The 16999-nt window shown below is 71.3% G+C and carries 15 protein-coding genes; 4 read left to right on the plus strand and 11 right to left on the minus strand.

Annotated elements, in window-relative coordinates:
* Nucleotides 1–87: 87 nt before the first annotated feature.
* A complete protein-coding gene (locus tag ACSURM_RS02275) occupies nucleotides 88–486 on the plus strand; it encodes a winged helix-turn-helix transcriptional regulator (protein WP_436952943.1) in 399 nt (132 codons plus the stop codon).
* Nucleotides 487–515: 29 nt separating this feature from the next.
* Here the strand turns inward: ACSURM_RS02275 and metF are convergent, their stop codons facing one another.
* The 4 genes from metF to ACSURM_RS02295 form a co-directional block, all read right to left on the minus strand.
* A complete protein-coding gene (metF, locus tag ACSURM_RS02280; RefSeq protein WP_436952945.1) occupies nucleotides 516–1406 on the minus strand; it encodes a methylenetetrahydrofolate reductase [NAD(P)H] in 891 nt (296 codons plus the stop codon).
* Nucleotides 1403–2386, minus strand: a complete 984-nt coding sequence (locus ACSURM_RS02285) for a carbohydrate kinase family protein (protein ID WP_436952947.1) — start codon at nucleotides 2384–2386, stop codon at nucleotides 1403–1405. Before ACSURM_RS02285 ends, metF begins: the two co-directional genes overlap by 4 nt.
* Before the next feature lie 44 nt (nucleotides 2387–2430).
* Nucleotides 2431–3639 carry a methionine adenosyltransferase gene (gene metK, locus ACSURM_RS02290; RefSeq protein ID WP_436952949.1) on the minus strand — a complete coding sequence of 403 codons (1209 nt, stop codon included), beginning with the start codon at nucleotides 3637–3639 and terminating at the stop codon, nucleotides 2431–2433.
* Between the two features lie 290 nt (nucleotides 3640–3929).
* Complete coding sequence (locus tag ACSURM_RS02295) at nucleotides 3930–5408, minus strand: MFS transporter (protein WP_436952951.1); 1479 nt, start codon at nucleotides 5406–5408, stop codon at nucleotides 3930–3932.
* Between the two features lie 362 nt (nucleotides 5409–5770).
* Here ACSURM_RS02295 and ACSURM_RS02300 point away from each other — a divergent pair, with 362 nt between their 5' ends.
* Both ACSURM_RS02300 and ACSURM_RS02305 read left to right on the plus strand, forming a co-directional pair.
* Nucleotides 5771–6142: an ArsR/SmtB family transcription factor gene (locus ACSURM_RS02300; protein WP_436952952.1), complete on the plus strand. Its 372-nt coding sequence runs from the start codon at nucleotides 5771–5773 to the stop codon at nucleotides 6140–6142.
* Nucleotides 6143–6239: 97 nt separating this feature from the next.
* Complete coding sequence (locus tag ACSURM_RS02305) at nucleotides 6240–7325, plus strand: LLM class flavin-dependent oxidoreductase (protein ID WP_436952954.1); 1086 nt, start codon at nucleotides 6240–6242, stop codon at nucleotides 7323–7325.
* A gap of 184 nt (nucleotides 7326–7509) precedes the next feature.
* Here the strand turns inward: ACSURM_RS02305 and ACSURM_RS02310 are convergent, their stop codons facing one another.
* The 7 genes from ACSURM_RS02310 to ACSURM_RS02340 form a co-directional block, all read right to left on the minus strand.
* The gene (locus ACSURM_RS02310) at nucleotides 7510–8535 is read right to left on the minus strand and encodes a methyltransferase (RefSeq protein WP_436952956.1); all 1026 of its coding nucleotides are present in this window, start codon (nucleotides 8533–8535) and stop codon (nucleotides 7510–7512) included.
* 125 nt (nucleotides 8536–8660) lie between these two features.
* Nucleotides 8661–9572, minus strand: a complete 912-nt coding sequence (locus ACSURM_RS02315) for a Gfo/Idh/MocA family protein (protein ID WP_436952958.1) — start codon at nucleotides 9570–9572, stop codon at nucleotides 8661–8663.
* Entirely contained in the window at nucleotides 9569–10069 is a 501-nt protein-coding gene (locus ACSURM_RS02320; protein ID WP_436952960.1) for a flavin reductase family protein, read from the minus strand. The genes ACSURM_RS02315 and ACSURM_RS02320 overlap by 4 nt, the downstream gene beginning before the upstream one ends.
* A 376-nt stretch (nucleotides 10070–10445) precedes the next feature.
* Nucleotides 10446–11984: an alpha,alpha-trehalose-phosphate synthase (UDP-forming) gene (locus ACSURM_RS02325; protein ID WP_436952962.1), complete on the minus strand. Its 1539-nt coding sequence runs from the start codon at nucleotides 11982–11984 to the stop codon at nucleotides 10446–10448.
* Nucleotides 11981–13051, minus strand: coding sequence for a zinc-dependent alcohol dehydrogenase (locus ACSURM_RS02330; protein WP_436952964.1), 1071 nt, complete (start codon nucleotides 13049–13051; stop codon nucleotides 11981–11983). Before ACSURM_RS02330 ends, ACSURM_RS02325 begins: the two co-directional genes overlap by 4 nt.
* A gap of 119 nt (nucleotides 13052–13170) precedes the next feature.
* Entirely contained in the window at nucleotides 13171–14370 is a 1200-nt protein-coding gene (locus tag ACSURM_RS02335) for an acyl-CoA dehydrogenase family protein (RefSeq protein WP_436952966.1), read from the minus strand.
* Nucleotides 14371–14573: 203 nt separating this feature from the next.
* Entirely contained in the window at nucleotides 14574–15752 is a 1179-nt protein-coding gene (locus tag ACSURM_RS02340) for an IS701 family transposase (protein ID WP_436952968.1), read from the minus strand.
* A gap of 435 nt (nucleotides 15753–16187) precedes the next feature.
* On the opposite strand from ACSURM_RS02340, the gene ACSURM_RS02345 reads away from it, so the two are divergent.
* Nucleotides 16188–16817 carry a TetR family transcriptional regulator gene (locus tag ACSURM_RS02345; protein ID WP_436952970.1) on the plus strand — a complete coding sequence of 210 codons (630 nt, stop codon included), beginning with the start codon at nucleotides 16188–16190 and terminating at the stop codon, nucleotides 16815–16817.
* Nucleotides 16818–16999 lie beyond the last annotated feature (182 nt).

Raw genomic sequence — 16999 nt, forward strand, 5'->3', positions numbered from 1 at the left:
TCGACGACCGTCTCCTCCCCCGGACGCACGATGTGGGGCGACGCCCGGCTTCGGTAACGTTGGCCCTCCGTGGAAGGAGGCACGTCAATGTCACGGAGTACGCCCCGTCTTGCCGAGGCCATGCAGGTCGAGGCCTGCCCGGTCACCGAGGTGCTCGACCACGTGGCCGGCAAGTGGAGCATCGGCATCCTGATCGCCGCCGCCCACGGCCCCCTCCGCTTCACCGAGATCGAGCGCGCCGTCAATGGCATCAGCCGGCGCATGCTCACCCTCAACCTGCGCCGGCTGGAACGGGACGGGCTCCTCGTCCGCACCGTGTACCCGACCGTCCCGCCCAGGGTGGAGTACGACCTCACGCCCATGGCCCGCGAGCTGTACACCTCGCTGACCGGGCTGGTGGACTGGGCCGAACGCCACCGCTCCGCCATCGCCCGGGCCCGCGCCGTCTACGACGCGGTGGAGGAGCGGACGGCGGACGCCGTCTGAACGGCGGCCGTGGCCGGAGGCTCGGCGAGTCAGCCGCGCAGAGCCGGTGTCGCGCCGCGCTCCGCCATGACATCGCGGTGGATCTCGATGGCCGCGTCGGACTGGTTGAGCGTGATGTAGTGCAGGCCGGGAGCGCCCTCCGCGAGCAGTCGGCAGGCCATCCGCGTCGCGTACTCGACGCCGATGCGGCGGGAGGCGTCCGGGTCCTCCCGGGCGGCTTCGAGACGATGGGCGAGGTCTTCGGGGAAGGCCGCGTCGGACAGTTCGGCGAACCGGCGGATCTGCCGCACGTCCGTGGCGGGCATGATCTCCGGGATGATCGGCGTCTCGCACCCCGCGGCGGCCACCCGGTCCCGCAGCCGCAGATAGTCCTCCACGTGGAAGAACATCTGGGTGATGGCGTAGTCCGCGCCGGCCCGGCACTTGGCGACGAAGTGCCGGATGTCGCTCTCCCAGTCCGGTGAGCGCGGATGACGCTCCGGGAACGCGGCGACTCCCACGCTGAAGTCGCCCAGCTCGCGGACCAGGCTGACCAGTTCGTGTGCGTGGGTGAAGCCTTCGGGGTGCGCGGTCCAGGGCCCGCGGGGGTCGCCGGGCGGGTCGCCGCGCAGGGCCAGGACGTCCCGGATGCCGACGTCCGCGTACTGGCCGATGATCCGGCGCAGTTCGGCCACCGAGTGCCCGACCGCCGTCAGGTGGGCGACCGGCCGCAGCGTGGTCTCGCCCGCGATCCGCTTGGTGACCTCCACGGTGCGCTGCCGGGACGACCCGCCGGCGCCGTAGGTGACGGACACGAACGTCGGGGACAGCGCCTCGATCCGGCGCACCGTCCGCCACAGCCGCCGCATGCCGGCGTCGGTCTTGGGCGGGAAGAACTCGAAGGAGAAGGACGGCTCGCCGTCCGGCAGCAGCCGGCTCATGCCACGCCCGCCAGCAGCGGCTCCAGTTGGGCGGCGGCGGCCCGGCCGTAGGTCTGGTCGATGCGGGCGGCCAGGTCCCCCGCCGCGAGCTTGTACTCCTGTGTGCCGACCGATTCGAGGACGACGGCGGCGAGGGCGCAGCCGAGTTCGGCCGCGCGCCGGTGGGGCAGTTCCCAGGCGAGGCCAGCCAGGAAGCCGGCGCGGAAGGCGTCCCCGACGCCGGTCGGGTCGGCGATGCGTTCGGTGGGCACCGCGGGCACGTCCACCCGTTCGATGTGTCCGGACAGCAAGGTGACCCCGTCGGCACCGCGGGTGATGATCCAGGTACCGACCCGGTTCTGCACCTCGCGTTCGCTCCAGCCGGTGCGCTCCTGGAGCAGGGCGGCCTCGTACTCGTTGGTGAACAGCCAACGGGCGCCGTGCACCAGCCGCTTGGTCTCCTCGGTGTCGAGGCGGGCGAGTTGCTGGGAGGGGTCGGCGGCCACGTCGAGGTCGAGGTCGTGTGCCGTTCTGGTGTGCCGCAGCATCGCCTGCGGGTCGTCGGCGCCGACCAGGACGAGGTCGAGTCCGCCGACGGACTGGCGTACGGCGTCCAGGTCGATGTGCCGGGCCTCGCTCATGGCGCCCGGGTAGAAGGTGGCGATCTGGTTCTGGTCGGTGTCGGTGGTGCAGACGAAGCGCGCGGTGTGGTGTTCCCCGCTGATCCGCACGGCGGAGGTGTCCACGCCGGCCGCGCGCAGACGCGCGTCGTAGTCGGCGAAGTCGATGCCCGCCGCACCGACCAGTACGGGGTTCAGGCCGAGCCTGCCGAGTCCGAAGGCGATGTTGGCGGCGACCCCTCCGGTGCGGATCCGCAGGGCGTCGGCGAGGAAGGAGAGGGAGACGTGGGCGAGTTGGTCCGGGATGAGCTGGTCGGCGAAGCGGCCCGGGAAGGTCATCAGGTGGTCGGTGGCGATGGACCCCGTGACAGCGATGCGCATCGATTGCTCCTCTGGGTGCGAACTTCTCGGCCTGCGGTGTCTCCTCAGGCGCTCGCGATGTCCTTGAGCCGCTGGGCGCGGTCGGTGCGTTCCCAGGTGAACTCGGGCAGTTCGCGGCCGAAGTGGCCGTAGGCGGCCGTCTGGGCGTAGACCGGGCGCAGCAGGTCGAGGTCCCGGATGATCGCGGCCGGGCGCAGGTCGAAGACCTCGTTGATCGCCTGCTCGATCTTCTCCTGGGCCACCGTGGCGGTGCCGAAGGTCTCGACGAACAGGCCGACCGGCGCCGCCTTGCCGATGGCGTAGGCGACCTGGACCTCGCAGCGGTCCGCCAGGCCGGCGGCGACGACGTTCTTGGCGACCCAGCGCATCGCGTAGGCGGCGGAGCGGTCGACCTTGGAGGGGTCCTTGCCGGAGAAGGCGCCGCCGCCGTGGCGGGCGTAGCCGCCGTAGGTGTCGATGATGATCTTGCGGCCGGTCAGGCCCGCGTCGCCCATGGGGCCGCCGATCTCGAACCGGCCGGTCGGGTTCACCAGCAGCCGGTAGCCGTCGGTGTCGAGTTTGATGCCGTCCTCGGCGAGCCGTTCCAGCGTGTGCTCGACGACGTGTTCGCGGATGTCGGGGGTGAGCAGGGTGTCCAGGTCGATGTCGGCGGCGTGCTGGGTGGAGACGACCACGGTGTCCAGGCGTACCGGTTTGGAGCCCTGGTATTCGATGGTCACCTGCGTCTTGCCGTCGGGGCGCAGGTAGGGCACGGTGCCGCTCTTGCGGACGTCCGTCAGCCGCCGGGCGAGCCGGTGGGCCAGCTCGATGGGCAGCGGCATCAGGTTGGGTGTCTCGTTGGTGGCGTAGCCGAACATGATGCCCTGGTCGCCGGCGCCCTGCCGGTCGAGTTCGTCGTCGTCGCCCCCGACCCGTGCCTCGTAGGCGGTGTCGACGCCTTGGGCGATGTCGGGCGACTGGGCGCCGATGGACACGGAGACACCGCAGGAGGCGCCGTCGAAGCCCTTGGCCGAGGAGTCGTAGCCGATGTCGAGGATCTTCTGGCGCACCAGCTGGGCGATGGGCGCGTAGGCCCCCGTCGTCACTTCGCCGGCGACGTGCACCTGACCGGTGGTGATCAGGGTCTCGACGGCGACCCGGGAGGCGGGGTCCTCGCGCAGCAACGCGTCCAGGATCGTGTCACTGATCTGGTCCGCGATCTTGTCCGGGTGGCCCTCGGTCACCGATTCGGAAGTGAACAGACGACGGGACATGACTCTCCAAAGGACAGGGTTCAGGGATTCCTCGACACCTATGACCGTACGGAAAATCTCGTACGGGCAGAACGTGGCGGACCCAGCCCGGGGAGACTTTGGGAAGTCCGGCGGCGGCCCGGCGCGGGCCGGGCGACCGCAGGTCGGGTGCCTGCCGTGGCCCGGGCGCGCCGGGCCGCCGCCCGGTTCGGGGGAGGAAACCGTCGCCTTCCGGCTCGAAGGGGGTACCGGACGGCGGGCGGGGAGCCGAGCGGGGACGACAGCTCCCCTGGCGCCCGCCGTCCGGGGGTTCAGCGGGCCGCGAGGGCCCCTTCTTCCTCGCTGCCGGGCGCCGGCACGGCGGGGGGCGCCGGCTGCCGCTTCAGGGCGAACGTGACGAGCAGACCGACGACCATGCCGGCCGCGGTGAGCATGACGACCAGGAACTCGCCGTCCGCCTGGGCCGCCTTCAGCGCCTGGCCCGCCTTGCCGTCCGTGCCGATCTCGGCGATGACGGTGAAGATCGCCAGGCCGATGGCGTTGCCGATGTTCAGCGCGGTCGAGGCGATGCCGTTCGCCACGCCCTGCTCCTGCGGCGCGGTGCCGGTGGCGGCGGCGATCCACATCGCGGTCCAGACGATGCCCTGGCCGACGCCGGACACGATCAGGCCGGGCACCAGCATGGCGTAGCTCGCGTCGGAGTCGAAGCCGAAGGCGAGGCCGGCCGTGCCGACGACACCGACGACGAAGCCGATGATCAACGTGGTGCGGGTGCCGATCCTGCTGGCGAACCGCTCGCCGAGCTGGGTGCCCGTGGCGATCGCGAGCGACGGGATCAGGAAGCCGAGTCCGGTCTGGAGGGCGCTGTAGCCGTGCACGCTCTGCATCAGGACGGTGAGGAAGTACGGCAGGACACCGAAGGTCGCCATGTAGAGGAAGGTGACGAGCATCCCCACGGTGAGGTTGCGGTTCTTGAACAGGCGGAACGGCATCAGGGGGTCGGAGCTGCGCGACTCGACCACGGCGAAGAGCGCGAGCAGCACGACGGCGAGAACGAACGCGCCGACCACCAGGCCGTCGCCCCAGCCTCGCTCGGGACCCTGGACCAGGGCGAACACCAGCAGCGTGGCACCGCCGGTGACGGTGAGGGAGCCGGGGAAGTCGAACTTGCGGCGCTCGGTGCGGGCCGGGTCACGCGGGATGACGAACAGGGCGCACAGGGCGACCAGGCCGCCGAAGGGAACGTTGACGAAGAAGACCGACGGCCAGCCGAAGTTCTCCGTCAGCACACCGCCGAGGAGGGCACCGATGGTCAGGCCGCTGGCCCCGGCGCCGCCCCAGACCGCGAGGGCCCGGTTCCGCTTGGGGCCCTCCTCGAAGAGGGTGTTGATCAGCGACAGGGTGGACGGCAGCAGCAGGGCACCGGCGATGCCCTGGACGGCGCGGGCCACGACGATGATCTCGGGGCCGGTCGCGAGACCGCCGGCCAGCGACGAGACGGCGTACAGCGAGAGGGCGAGGACGAACATCCTGCGCCGGCCGAGCAGGTCCGCCGCGCGCCCGCCGAACAGCAGGAAGCCGCCCGCGAAGACGACGTAGGCGCTGACCACCAGCTGCTGGGTCTGGCCGGGGAAGCCCAGCTCCTGACCGATCTCGGGCAGTGCCACGAAGACGATGTTCAGGTCGAGGCCGTAGAGCAGCTGCGCGAGGGCCAGCAGCGTCAGGATCCAGCCCAAGTGGCGTGGGGCGCCGCCCGAGCTTCCTTGGTTCAGCGCTGATGCAGAGGACATGACAGAAGGGCCCCTTCTGGATGGATCTGATGGCGTGGTTCTTGGAGCTGTGGAGCGTGCGCTCTCTCATGGCTCGGAAGCCCGGGCGACGCGCCCGGCAGCCCGGACGGCGCCGCATCATTACTACTGTTCGTATTCTTACGTACGTTGCTCCGTTCGGCAACCTTAGTACAGTCGAACCATCGCGGCCCGCCGACCGCCCCGGTCGGGCGGGCGCGCCGAGAGGAGATCCATGCGGTCGATCAGCCCCCGAGGGGAGCCGGCGGCGATGCCGGACCGGCGGCCCGGCACCCGGGAAAGGCGCCAACGATCCGTAAGCGCCCAGGTGATGGAAAGTTTGAATATCGCGGTACTGTGGGAATATGAGCCGCCATCCAGACCGCGACCAGATCAGGATCGAAAGCGTGCTGTCCGCGCTGGGCAGCCCTGTACGACTCGCCGTCGTCCGTGTCCTCGACGCGGGCGGGGAACACAATTGCGGCAGCGTCCTGGGACTGCTGGGGATCACCGCCAAGTCCACGATGACGCATCACTGGCGCGTACTGCGCGAGAGCGGGGTCATCTGGCAGCACCCCTCCGGCCGGGAGAACCTGCTGTCCCTGCGCCGCGACGACCTCGACGCGCGCTACCCGGGGCTCCTGGACGCCATCCTGGCGGGGGCCGGGGACGACGAGGCGCTGGAGAAGGCCAGGCGCCTGATGTCCGTCGGCGGCCGGGACCGATCCGAAACCTGACCTGCGCATCCGGGACCGGCACGGCCCACGCCTCCCCCACAGCGGGTGCGCGGCATCGCGACCTGTCGTCACTGCGACCCCTGTGAGGAGCTGCCCCATGCAATTCGGCATCTACAGCGTCGGAGACGTCACTCCCGATCCGACCACGGGCCGTGTCCCGACCGAGCACGAGCGGATCAAGTCGATGGTCCGGATCGCGCTCAAGGCGGAGGAGGTGGGTCTCGACGTCTTCGCCACCGGCGAGCACCACAACCCGCCCCATGTGCCCTCGTCCCCGACGACGCTGCTCGGTTACCTGGCCGCGCGCACCGAGCGGATCATCCTGTCCACCGCGGTCACCCTGATCACCACGAACGACCCCGTGAAGATCGCCGAGGACTACGCGTTCTTACAGCACCTGGCCGACGGGCGCGTGGACCTGGTGCTCGGCCGGGGCAACACCGCCCCGGTCTACCCGTGGTTCGGCAAGGACATCCGGCTGGGCATCCCCCTCGCGCTGGAGAACTACGCGCTGCTGCACCGGCTGTGGCGGGAGGAGGAGGTGAACTGGCACGGCAAGTTCCGTACTCCGCTGAGCCACTTCACCGCCACGCCCCGGCCGCTGGACGGCGTGCCCCCGTTCGTCTGGCACGGCTCGATCCGCAGCCCGGAGATCGCGGTGCAGGCCGGCCATTACGGCGACGGGTTCTTCGCCAGCAACATCCTGTGGCCCAAGGAGCACTTCCAGGACCTCATCGCGCTCTACCGGCACCACTACGCGGAGAGCGGGCACGGCCGGCCCGAGCAGGCCGTCGTCGGGCTCGGCGGGCAGGCCTTCATGCGCAAGAACTCGCAGGACGCCATCAGGGAGTTCCGGCCGTACTTCGACAACGCGCCGGTGTACGGGCACGGTCCGTCCCTGGAGGACTTCATGGAGATCACCCCGCTGTCCGTGGGCAGTCCGCAGCAGGTGATCGAGAAGACCCTGCGGTTCCGTGAGTACTTCGGCGACTACCAGCGGCAGATGTACAACATGGACCACGCCGGGCTGCCGTTGAAGACCGTGCTGGAGCAACTCGACATGCTGGGCGAGGTGGTTCAGGTGCTGCGCAAGGAGTTCGCGAACCAGCGGCCCGCTGGTGTCGCCGAGCCGCCGCTGCACCCGGCCGTCGCGGCCCGCCGGCGCGAGCCCGCGGCCGGCTAGCCGGCGAACCGGCCGCCCGAGCGGGCCGGCGGCCGGTCCCCGCGCTCCGGGGGCCGGCCGCCGGCCCGTCGGTGCGTCAGGGCGGGGCACCGCGGCCCAAGCAGACGGCCCCCAGGACCTGGCCGGTCCTGGGGGCCGTCGCCGCGCGGGCCGGGACGAGCGGCGCGGCGGTGGGGAGCGGGCGTCAGGGCTTGCGGGCGACCAGCACGCCGTTGGCCCCCTGGCCCTCGAACGGGGTGACGCCCTCCGGCTTCAGGCCGAACTCCTCCATCCAGGCGGAGTACTCGGCCGCGGTGTAGTTGCGGCCCCACGTCTCGATGAGCATGTTCAGGCTCATCAGCGCCGCGGGCGCCGGGCCGCGCTTGTCGTCGGAGACGAACGACTCCGTGATCAGCAGGACGCCGCCGGAGGACAGCGCCTCGGCACAGGACCGCAGGATCTTGCGCGCGTCCTCGACGCCCCAGTCGTGCAGGATGTTGGAGAGCAGGATCGCGTCGTAGCCGGTCGGCACGCCGCCGACCTTGAAGAAGTCACCGCTGGCGAAGGAGATGCGGTCCGCCAGGCCGGCCTTCTCCACCCGGGGCCTGGTCAGGTCGCACACGAACGGCAGGTCGAAGACGGTGGCCTTCAGGTGCGGGTAGCGGTTGCACAGCTCGATGTCGTACGCCGCGCCGCCGCCGCCCACATCGAGCAGCCGCTTGACCGAGGTGAAGTCGAAGTGCTCGGCGAGCTGACCGGCGGTGTACGCGGACAGCGAGTGCATCGCGTCCCAGAAGTGCTCCTTGACCACCGGGTCGTCCGGCTGGAACAGCGAGCCCTGGTTCTCCACGTCCCAGGTGTAGGGGCGGTTGCCGCGCAGCGAGTCGAGCATCTTCACGTACGCGGGGTACTCGTGCTTGTCGACCAGCGTGACCCAGCCGCCGAAGTACCGCGGCTTGCCCTTGACGAGGAACTCCTCGGACAGCGGGGTGTTGTGGTAGGTGCCGTCGTCGTCCAGCCGGAGCAGGTCGAGCGAGACGAGCGCGGTGAGCAGCAGCTCCGCGGGGCGCTCGTCGATCCCGTGCCGCTCGGCGAAACCGGCGAGGGTCGTGCTGCCGCCCCCGGCGAGCTCGGTGAACAGCTCCAGCTCCGTGGCCAGTCCGAGCGCCTTGAACGCGTAGACGCCGAGGGTCAGGTCCATCAGAGGGGTCGGGGTGAGGGGCGAAGTCATGTAAGTCCTCCGTTGCTCGTCGATGGCGTGAGGCTCGACTCACTTCGACAGTACGAGTATTGACGAACACTCTCCAGTGGTCGCGGGGCGTCTCACGACGACTTTGAGAGGTAGGGCCGTGGTGCTCACTCCGGCTCCGTGCGCGCCGCCCGGTCGACGGCGTCCAGGACCCGGGCGGTGCGTACGATCTCCCGGGCGGTGGGCGGTTCCCACCGCAGGTCTCCTCTCACCTGGCCGAGGAATGCCTCCAGCGCGGCTCCGGCCCGCAGCCGCGGCTCGACGGTCACGCTGGCGTGCGTCCCCTCGATGTGCAGGAGCATGCCGCCGGGCCGGGACGTCCAGCCCGCCTGGAGGGTCACCGGCACGCCGTCCCACGACAGCACGGCGGCCCCGCCCACGTTCAGGTCGGCGCCGGAGCGGCTGAGGTAGGAGGCGCCGCACACCCGCAGGCCCGCCGAGGGGTCCAGCCACTCCAGCAGGTCGACCAGGTGCACCGCGAGGTCGGCGAAGGCGCCCGCGGCGCCGTGCCGTTCGGCCAGCATCCAGGCGGCGGGGCCGGTGAACACGTCGTCCAGCAGCCCCGGATGGGTGAAGCGGAGGTGCACGCCCGCCAGTTCGCCCAGGGCACGGTCGGCCAGCTTGGCGCGCACCTCTCTCAGTTCGGGCGCGCAGCGCAGGAACATCGCGGTGGTGACCGGCCGTTCGGCCGCCGCGAGCAGCACCGCGAGCCGGCCGGTCTCCTCGGCGGAGGCCGCCAGGGGCTTCTCGATCAGCGTGGGGACGCGGGCCCGCACGGCCTGGCGCAGCAGGGTGCCGTGCTGCGCCGTGGTGGAGACGATCACGGCCGCGTCGGCCCCGGCCAGTGCCTCGGCCGCGTCCCGTGCGGGCCGGATGCCCGCCACCGGTGCCGGGCGGTCGCTGTAGACGGCGGCCAGCGCGGCCAGCGGGTCGCGGGCGACCACCTCCAGGTAGTCCGGGAGGTGCACATGGTCCGTGCCCAGCACCGCGAGCCGGAGCGGGGCCGTGGCACGGGTCATCCGGCCGCGGCCAGCTGGTCGTTGGGGACAGGCCGGCCGAACGTGCGGTCGCTGTAGACGAGGGGCGCCCTCTCCCCCGCGTGGGTCGCCTCGACCCGGCCGACGAGGATGCTGTGATCGCCTCCGTCCAGGATCTCGTGGGTGGTGCAGGCGATGCGCGCCGCCGCCTCCGGCAGCCCGGGCAGGCCGAGTTCGCAGGGTGTCATGTCGTCGGCCGCGAACCGGTCCACGCCCGAGGTCGCGAAGCGCAGGGCGACATCGCTCTGGTCGTGGGCGAGTACGTTGATGAGGAAGTGCCGGGCCGAGGTGAAGGCGCCGTGTGTGCTCGCGCCCTTGTCCAGGCAGATGAGCACGAGCGGCGGGTCAAGGGACAGCGAGGAGAAGGAACTTCCGGTGAAGCCCCACCGCCGCCCGGACGCGTCGGCCGTGGTGGCCACCGTGACGGGGGCGGGTACGCGGGACATGGTCCGGGTGAAGGCGAGGCGGTCGACTGGCATACGGTCATCCGTTCGTGTGTCTGGCTGAGCGGGCGTAGATGGGGTGGGCGGGCTGCCACCGGGCCCTCCCGCCGGCCCCGTCCGCAGGCGTCCGTGGGCCGTCCGAGGGCCGAGCCGCCGGGCGTGCGCGTCGGGTGTGTACGACGGGTGCGCACACCGGGTGTACACGTCGGGTGTGTTCGGCGGCTCTGCCGCCCGGCGAGGGGCGGGCCGGGACGGGGCGGGATCGTCCGCCCCCACGGCCCGCACGGCCGGTGCCTCGCCGGCCGTGGTGGCGCGGCCCCGTCGCCGCGTCGCCACGGCACGCGCCCAGTGCACTCGCCGCCCGGCGGCATGGGGTGCGGCACGGCCGCCGCGCCGGGGTGGCGCCCTGCTGTCAGGCGGTCTGCCGGACCGGCTCGTCGGCCGGCGTCCGGTCTTCGAGCGTGCTCAGGAAGGACTGTGCCCAGTGCCCCACGTCGTGGGTGAGTACCTGGGCGCGCAGCGCGCTCATCCGGCGGCCGGCCTCGGCCCGGCTGATGGTCAGGGCCTTCTCCAGGCCCGACTTCACCTCCTCCAAATGGTAGGGATTGACCTGGAAGGCGCTGGTGAGTTCGGCCGCGGCACCGGCGAACTCGCTCAGCACCAGGGCGCCTTGCAGATCGGGCCGGCAGGCGACGTACTCCTTGGCGACCAGGTTCATCCCGTCCCGCAGCGGGGTGACGAGCATGACGTCGGCCGCGCGGTACAGGGCGGCGAGTTCCTCGCGGCCCACCGAGGTGTGCAGGTAGTGCACGGCCGGACGGCCGACCCGGCCGAACTCGCCGTTGATCCGGCCGACGGTGCGTTCGATGTCCTCCCGCATGCGCAGGTAGTGCTCGACACGTTCCCGGCTGGGCGTGGCGATCTGCACCATCGTGGTCGTCTCGGCGGTGACCCGGCCCTCGGCCAGCAGTTCGTGCAGCGCGCGCAGCCGGATGTCGATGCCCTTGGTGTAGTCGAGCCGGTCGACGCCCAGGACGATCCGGCGGGGATGGCCCAGTTGCGCGCGGATCCGCTCCGCCCGCTGCTGGACGTCGGCGCGCCGGGCCAGCCGGTCGAGGTCGGCGGCGTCGATGGAGATGGGGAACGCGCCCACCTTCACGGTCCGCCGCCCGGCGGGGGACTCCGCGACGCCGAGGAGTCCGGGCTCGTCCCCGACGTCCGACACGGCGCGCTCCTCGCGCACTCCGGCCAGCCGCCGGGCGAGCCACTGGAAGTTGCGGGCCCCGCCCGGCCGGTGGAAGCCGATCAGGTCCGCGCCCAGCAGCCCCTGGATCAGCTGGGTGCGCCAGGGCACCTGCATGAACAGCTCGACGGGGGGAAACGGGATGTGCAGGAAGAAGCCGATCCGCAGGTCCGGGCGCATCTCCCGGAGCATCGCCGGCACCAGTTGCAACTGGTAGTCCTGCACCCAGACGGTGGCCCCGCGTCCGCTGATGTCGGCGGTGGCCTGGGCGAACTTGCGGTTGACGTGGACGTAGGCGTCCCACCAGCTACGGCGGTAGCGGGGCGGCATGATCACGTCGTGGTACAGCGGCCACAGGGTCGCGTTGGAGAAGCCCTCGTAGAAGCCGTCGACCTCCTCGGCGGTCAACGCGACCGGGTACAGGAGCAGTCCGTCGTGCCGCCAGGCATGGGCCGGGGTGCCGCTCGCCTCCGCGGTGCCGGGCCAGCCGACCCAGGCGCCCCGCTGGGTACGCAGGAACGGTTCCAGCGCGTTCACCAGGCCGCCGGGGCTGCGCCGCCAGCGCCGGCGACCGCCGTCGGTGCCGTCTTCCTCCAGGCTCACGGGCAGCCGGTTGGCCACCACGACGAGCCCGGCACCGGCCGCGGGCGGCGCGGTGTCCCGTGGAGCGGGCGTCTCCGCCGCCGCGTCGATGGGCAGCGGTTTCATCGCCGGAAGTCGACGATGGTCTTGAGGTCGGTGGTGGAGCGGTAGTTCTCGAAGATGTCCACCAGGCCGTCGTAGTCGTCGAACCGGTGCACGGTCGACAGCAGCGCCTTGCCGTCCACGACGCCGGACCGCAGCATCTGCATGGCGGAGGCGATGACGTTCGCGCTCTTGTGCATCGGGAAGCTGGTCACGTCGAAGGGTGCGGAGCGGATGGTGATGCCCTTGGCGAGCATCAGCCAGGTGTCGAACTTCTGCATCTCCTGGGAGGCGCCGTAGAGGATGTAGCGTCCGCCGGCCTTGAGCTTGCGCATGGCGACGCGGCGCGGGTCCTTGTTCTCGTCGTCGACCTTGACGGTGGGCAGGGCGTCGAAGACGTAGTCGAAGGTGCCGTCCTCGACGGTCTCGATCAGCTCGTCGGGCAGGTACGCCCGCTGCGAGAACTGCTCCTCGGCGAAGGCGTTGCGGGCCGGGTTGTTGTCCACCGAGACCACGGAGTTGGGGGCCAGCAGGCGCCGGATGATGCTGCCGGCGATGACGCCGATGGGTCCGGTGCCCATGATGAGCACCCGGTCGCCGATGCGCGGCGGGTTGGACAGCACCGAGCGCAGCGCGCCGGTGACCGGCTCGATGAAGGATGCCTCCAGGTCGCTCATGTCCTCGGGGATCTTCACGGCCGCGGCACGGCGGTCGTCGTAGAAGTCGCGGTCGGCGGCGAAGACGTCCTCCTTGACCTGGCCGGAGAAGATCGGCCGGACGGTGCGGTACTCGGCGAAGCCGCCGAAGTCCGTCTGGCCCCAGTACACGATCCGGTCGCCGATCCGGATGTCGGTGCCGCTGCGGTCGAAGTCCGGGCCTATGTCGACGATCTCGCCGAGGTACTCGTGCCCGAGGATCACCGGGTACTCGGAGGGGAAGAGGTGGCCTTCGAAGAAGGAGATGTCGGTCGAGCAGATCGACACACAGCGCGTCTTCATCAGCAGTCCGTCCGCCGGGGTGGCGGGGATGGGCAGGTCGGCCAGCACCGTCTTGCGCGGGGCGAGGAGTTGCACGGCCTTCATCGTCTGCATGAGTGGGTCCTCGTCATGTGGTGGGGCGTGGTGTCGGTCGGGCGTGCGGGGCCCTGGGGGCCCGCCGGGCGGTGGGGCGCCGGAGCCGGGCCGGTGGGGGGTGGTGCGGGGTGGCGCGGTCAGCGCCGCATCACGAGCTCTCCGCCGAGCAGGAACTGGCCGACGGTCTCGAAGTGCGTCGAGGAGAGCGTGATGTGCTTCGTGGCCGAGTGGATGTCGCGGAAGCAGCGCTCCAGCCGGCTGGCGGCGTACACGGAGGTGGCCCCGGCCAGGGTGAACAGCGAGTCCACCGCGGCCACGGTCTTCTCGGCGACGGTCGCGGCGGTCAGTCGCACCAGGGCGGTGAGCGCCTCGCCGCCGTCGGTCCCGTGTGCGGTCACCTGCGCGGCGGCGTGGGCGAGCAGGGTCTCCGCGGTGTGCACCTCCGCCTGGGCGCGGGCCAGCTTCTCCTGGACCGTGTGGCTGGTGGCCAGGCTGCTGGACGCGCCGGTCGCGGTCTTGCGGGCGGCCAGTGCCTTGAAGTCGGCGAGGGCGTCCTGGGCCACACCGAGGGCGGTGGAGGCGGAGGTGAAGGGACCGAAGTCGTAGTAGCTGATCGGGTAGGCCCGGGAGGGGCGGTCGGCGGGCGGGCGGTGCATGGCCGCTCCGTCCACGGTGAACTCCTCCGGTACGTACACCTGGTCGACGCGGTAGTGGTTGCTGCCGGTGCCGCGCAGGCCGACGGTGTACCAGGTGTCGCGGATCTCCGCCTCGGCGCGCGGGATGAACAGCATGCGCACGGCCGGCCCGGCGGGGGTCCGGCGGACCTCGCCGCCGTCGGCGACGGGGGCGGCGCACACGAGCCAGTCCGCGTGGGCCGAGCCGCTGGCGAAGGCCCACTCGCCGGTCAGCAGATAGCCGCCGTCCACCGCCTCGGCCCGGCCGGAGGGGTTGACGCCGCCGACCACCAGGCCGTCGCTGTCCCGGAACAGGGTGCGCGAGGTGCTGTCCGGCAGGTAGTCCGACAGCCGTCCGATGGCGCCCTGGACGCCCATCTGCCAGGCGATGGAGGCATCGAGCCGGGCGAGCGCCTGGATGACGGCCGAGCCGGTCGCGATGGGCAGCTGCTCGCCGCCGAACTCCTTGGAGACCCACATGCGCGGGATGCCCGCGTCGCGCAGCGCCTCGAAGACGGGGCGGGGCGTGACCCGGTCCCGCTCGGCTCGCTCGCGGTTCTCCTCGATGACGGGCGCGATCTTCTCCACGCGCGCCAGCCAGTCCTGGGTCTGCTCCGAAGGTGGCGGGCGGAGTATGTCGCCTGCGGCGCCGGCTGAGCTCACGGCAGTCTCCATTCGTAAGTACTACAACTTACGTACCAATGGGTACGCAAGTGGGTGGACGGTGAGTTCGAAGGTGGGGATGTGATCCGGGAACGCGGGGCCGTATCACGCGGATTCACGGTGATTCTTGGGGCTGGCCCTCGGCTGGGGCAACCTCGACTTGCGGAAGTCGCAGGACGGATCGGCGACCGCCCGAGCGCCGGTCAGGCGCAGACGCTGTCGGGTGCGGTGAGGGCCATGGCGCGGCCCCGCGCGGCCAGCCGGGTGAAGGCGTGCGCGGCGGAGGCCATGGTCATGTGATGGTGCCAGCCAGGGTAGGACCGGCCCTCGAAGTCCTGTACGCCGAAGTCGCCGAGGTCCCGGACGGCCGCCTCACCGGCGGCGGCGTGCCGGGCCAGGGCGAGCACCTCCTCGGCCCGCCAGTCGGCCAGGCTGGTGATCCAGTACCGTGCGCCCGGTCTGCCGATGCCTCCCGGGCGGGCCAGGGCGCGGTAGACGCGTGGCCCGCCGGACGGTTCTCCCGTCCTTCCGGGCAGCCGCACCTCCCCGCAGTGGACGGCCAGCCGTTCGAGCCGGCCGGTGACGGCCTGGCGCACCACCACCTGCGGCTGGCGCAGATGGCTGCGCGCCATCAGTTCGCCCAGGCCCGCCGCCGGGGCCACGCCGTACGCGGGCAGCACGGGCTCCGCCGCGTTCACCTCGCAGACGAAGTCCAGCCCGCGCCGCGCCAGGCCCTCCATCACGGCGCCCGCGTCGGCGGTGCGGCGCAGGTCGAGCGCCCACGGGATGCCCGGCAGCGAGGGGGTGGCGGACACATCTGTCGCGAAGTCCAGGATGTGTCTCCAGGCCGGGCGAGCGGTGACGGACGCCGGTATGCGGGCCCGTACCCGGCGCTCCTCGTCCGCGCACCAGGACTCCTCCAGCAGCAGACTCCAGCTCACGGGCACACAGCCGACCTCGGCGGCCAGGAAGAGCCCCATCGCGAGCTGGCAGTTGACCGTCCGGCCCAGGTCGGTGTCGAAGCGGCGGTGCACGCCCACGGAGTGCACACCGCGCTTGGGAATCGTCAGTTCGGCCACGGTCCAGGCCCGTGGCAGTCCCTGGGCGGCCACGGCCCGTGCCAGACTGCGCCGGACCGGACCCCAGTCCCAGGGACTGGCGTTGATGAACTGCTGCAGTCCGTGGGCGGCGGCGGGAGCGGGTGAGACCGCCTTGGCCAGCCGTTGCAGCGTCTTCTTGCCCGGCACACTCAGCAGGGCGCCGAGATACGCATGAGCCCAGCGACGCTGGTCCGCGCGCTGGAGTGGTTCGAAGACCTCCTCGGCGAAGGTCCGGAGCTCATGAGTGTCGACCGAAGTTGCGCCTAAGGTGCCTGCCGGCATGTTGAAACCTTCCCCCCTGGCATCGGCCGCACCGATGTGCGGTGCGGTGCTCGGTGCATATGCGCAATCAACCCCGAGACAAAATACCTTCTCAAACGTCAATTTCTGGGGAGCGGTTGACGACTTTCCAACCTCTCCCCGCCACCTGCGGGAACACACCGGCGGCCGCCGGCCCGCGCCGTCCGGCCGGGCCGGGTGACGGGTACCGCCACCCGACCGGGCGCGCACACCGTGTCCGTTGAGCCGTGCGGGACAGGAGTGATCCGGCCAGCCGGCCGCACCTCTCCGCACGACCCGGCCACCTTCCTATAGGGAAGACAGCAAGCGGTGTCGGTTTCGGACAGCTCATCTCACTCCGCTTGTGGGCCCCGCAGCGTTAAGAAAGGATTTCTTGGGGGTGATTTGTCGATCCATTCCGGAGCACGAAGGGGCACCGTGATCAAGCAAGACAGGGCACGCAGGACTCATGAGTTACTGCTCGACGCGGCGGCGGGAGAGTTCGCCCGGCATGGGTACATGGGCGCGAATCTGCAACGTGTGGCGCAGGAAGCCCATATGACAAAGGGCGCCTTGTACGCGCACTTCGCGTCGAAGGGGCTCCTGGCCAAGGCACTGACCGGACCCTTCGAGCAGGCATGGCAGGAACTGCTGACGCAGATCGAACAGGGCCCTGCCGCACCGATGGACAAACTGCGCCTCCTCGCCGTCAGGCTGGCCGAACGACTCCAGACGGATCTGCGTTTCCGCGCCGGATTCCACTTGTGCAGCGAGGCCGCCCGCGCCCACGGCCGGCTGCCGCGGGTAGCCCAGGACCTGAGCGGCACGGTCGCTACCCTCATGGCACAGGCCCGTCGGCAAGGTGAGCTGATGGAGCATCAGGATCCGGAGCGCATGGGGAAGTTGCTGCTGGCTCTGATGTTCGGCGTCTACTACTCGACGCCCGAGTGCCGGATGGACCGCTTCAGCGAACTTCTGTGCACGGCGTGGTGGCAAGCGTTGAACGACGGTCAGCCGGCCCTGCACGGCCGGAACCAGGACGCGCCCGAGCACTGCCATCAGGCATAGCGGCACAGCGGGGGCCGCAGACCACGAGCCGCAGGCCGCAGGTCGCAGGCCACAGGCCACGGGAGCCGTGGGTCGCCGGGAGCCGCGCGGCACGGTGCGCTACGTGGTCGCCCGCGCGGCTTCCGGAAGGCGGCCACCCGCGGGCGGCCCCAGGGGCGGCGGCCGGCGAGACCCGTCGCGCG

The sequence above is a fragment of the Streptomyces sp. SudanB182_2057 genome (assembly GCF_964272715.1).
In the GTDB taxonomy this organism is placed as follows: domain Bacteria; phylum Actinomycetota; class Actinomycetes; order Streptomycetales; family Streptomycetaceae; genus Streptomyces; species Streptomyces rubradiris.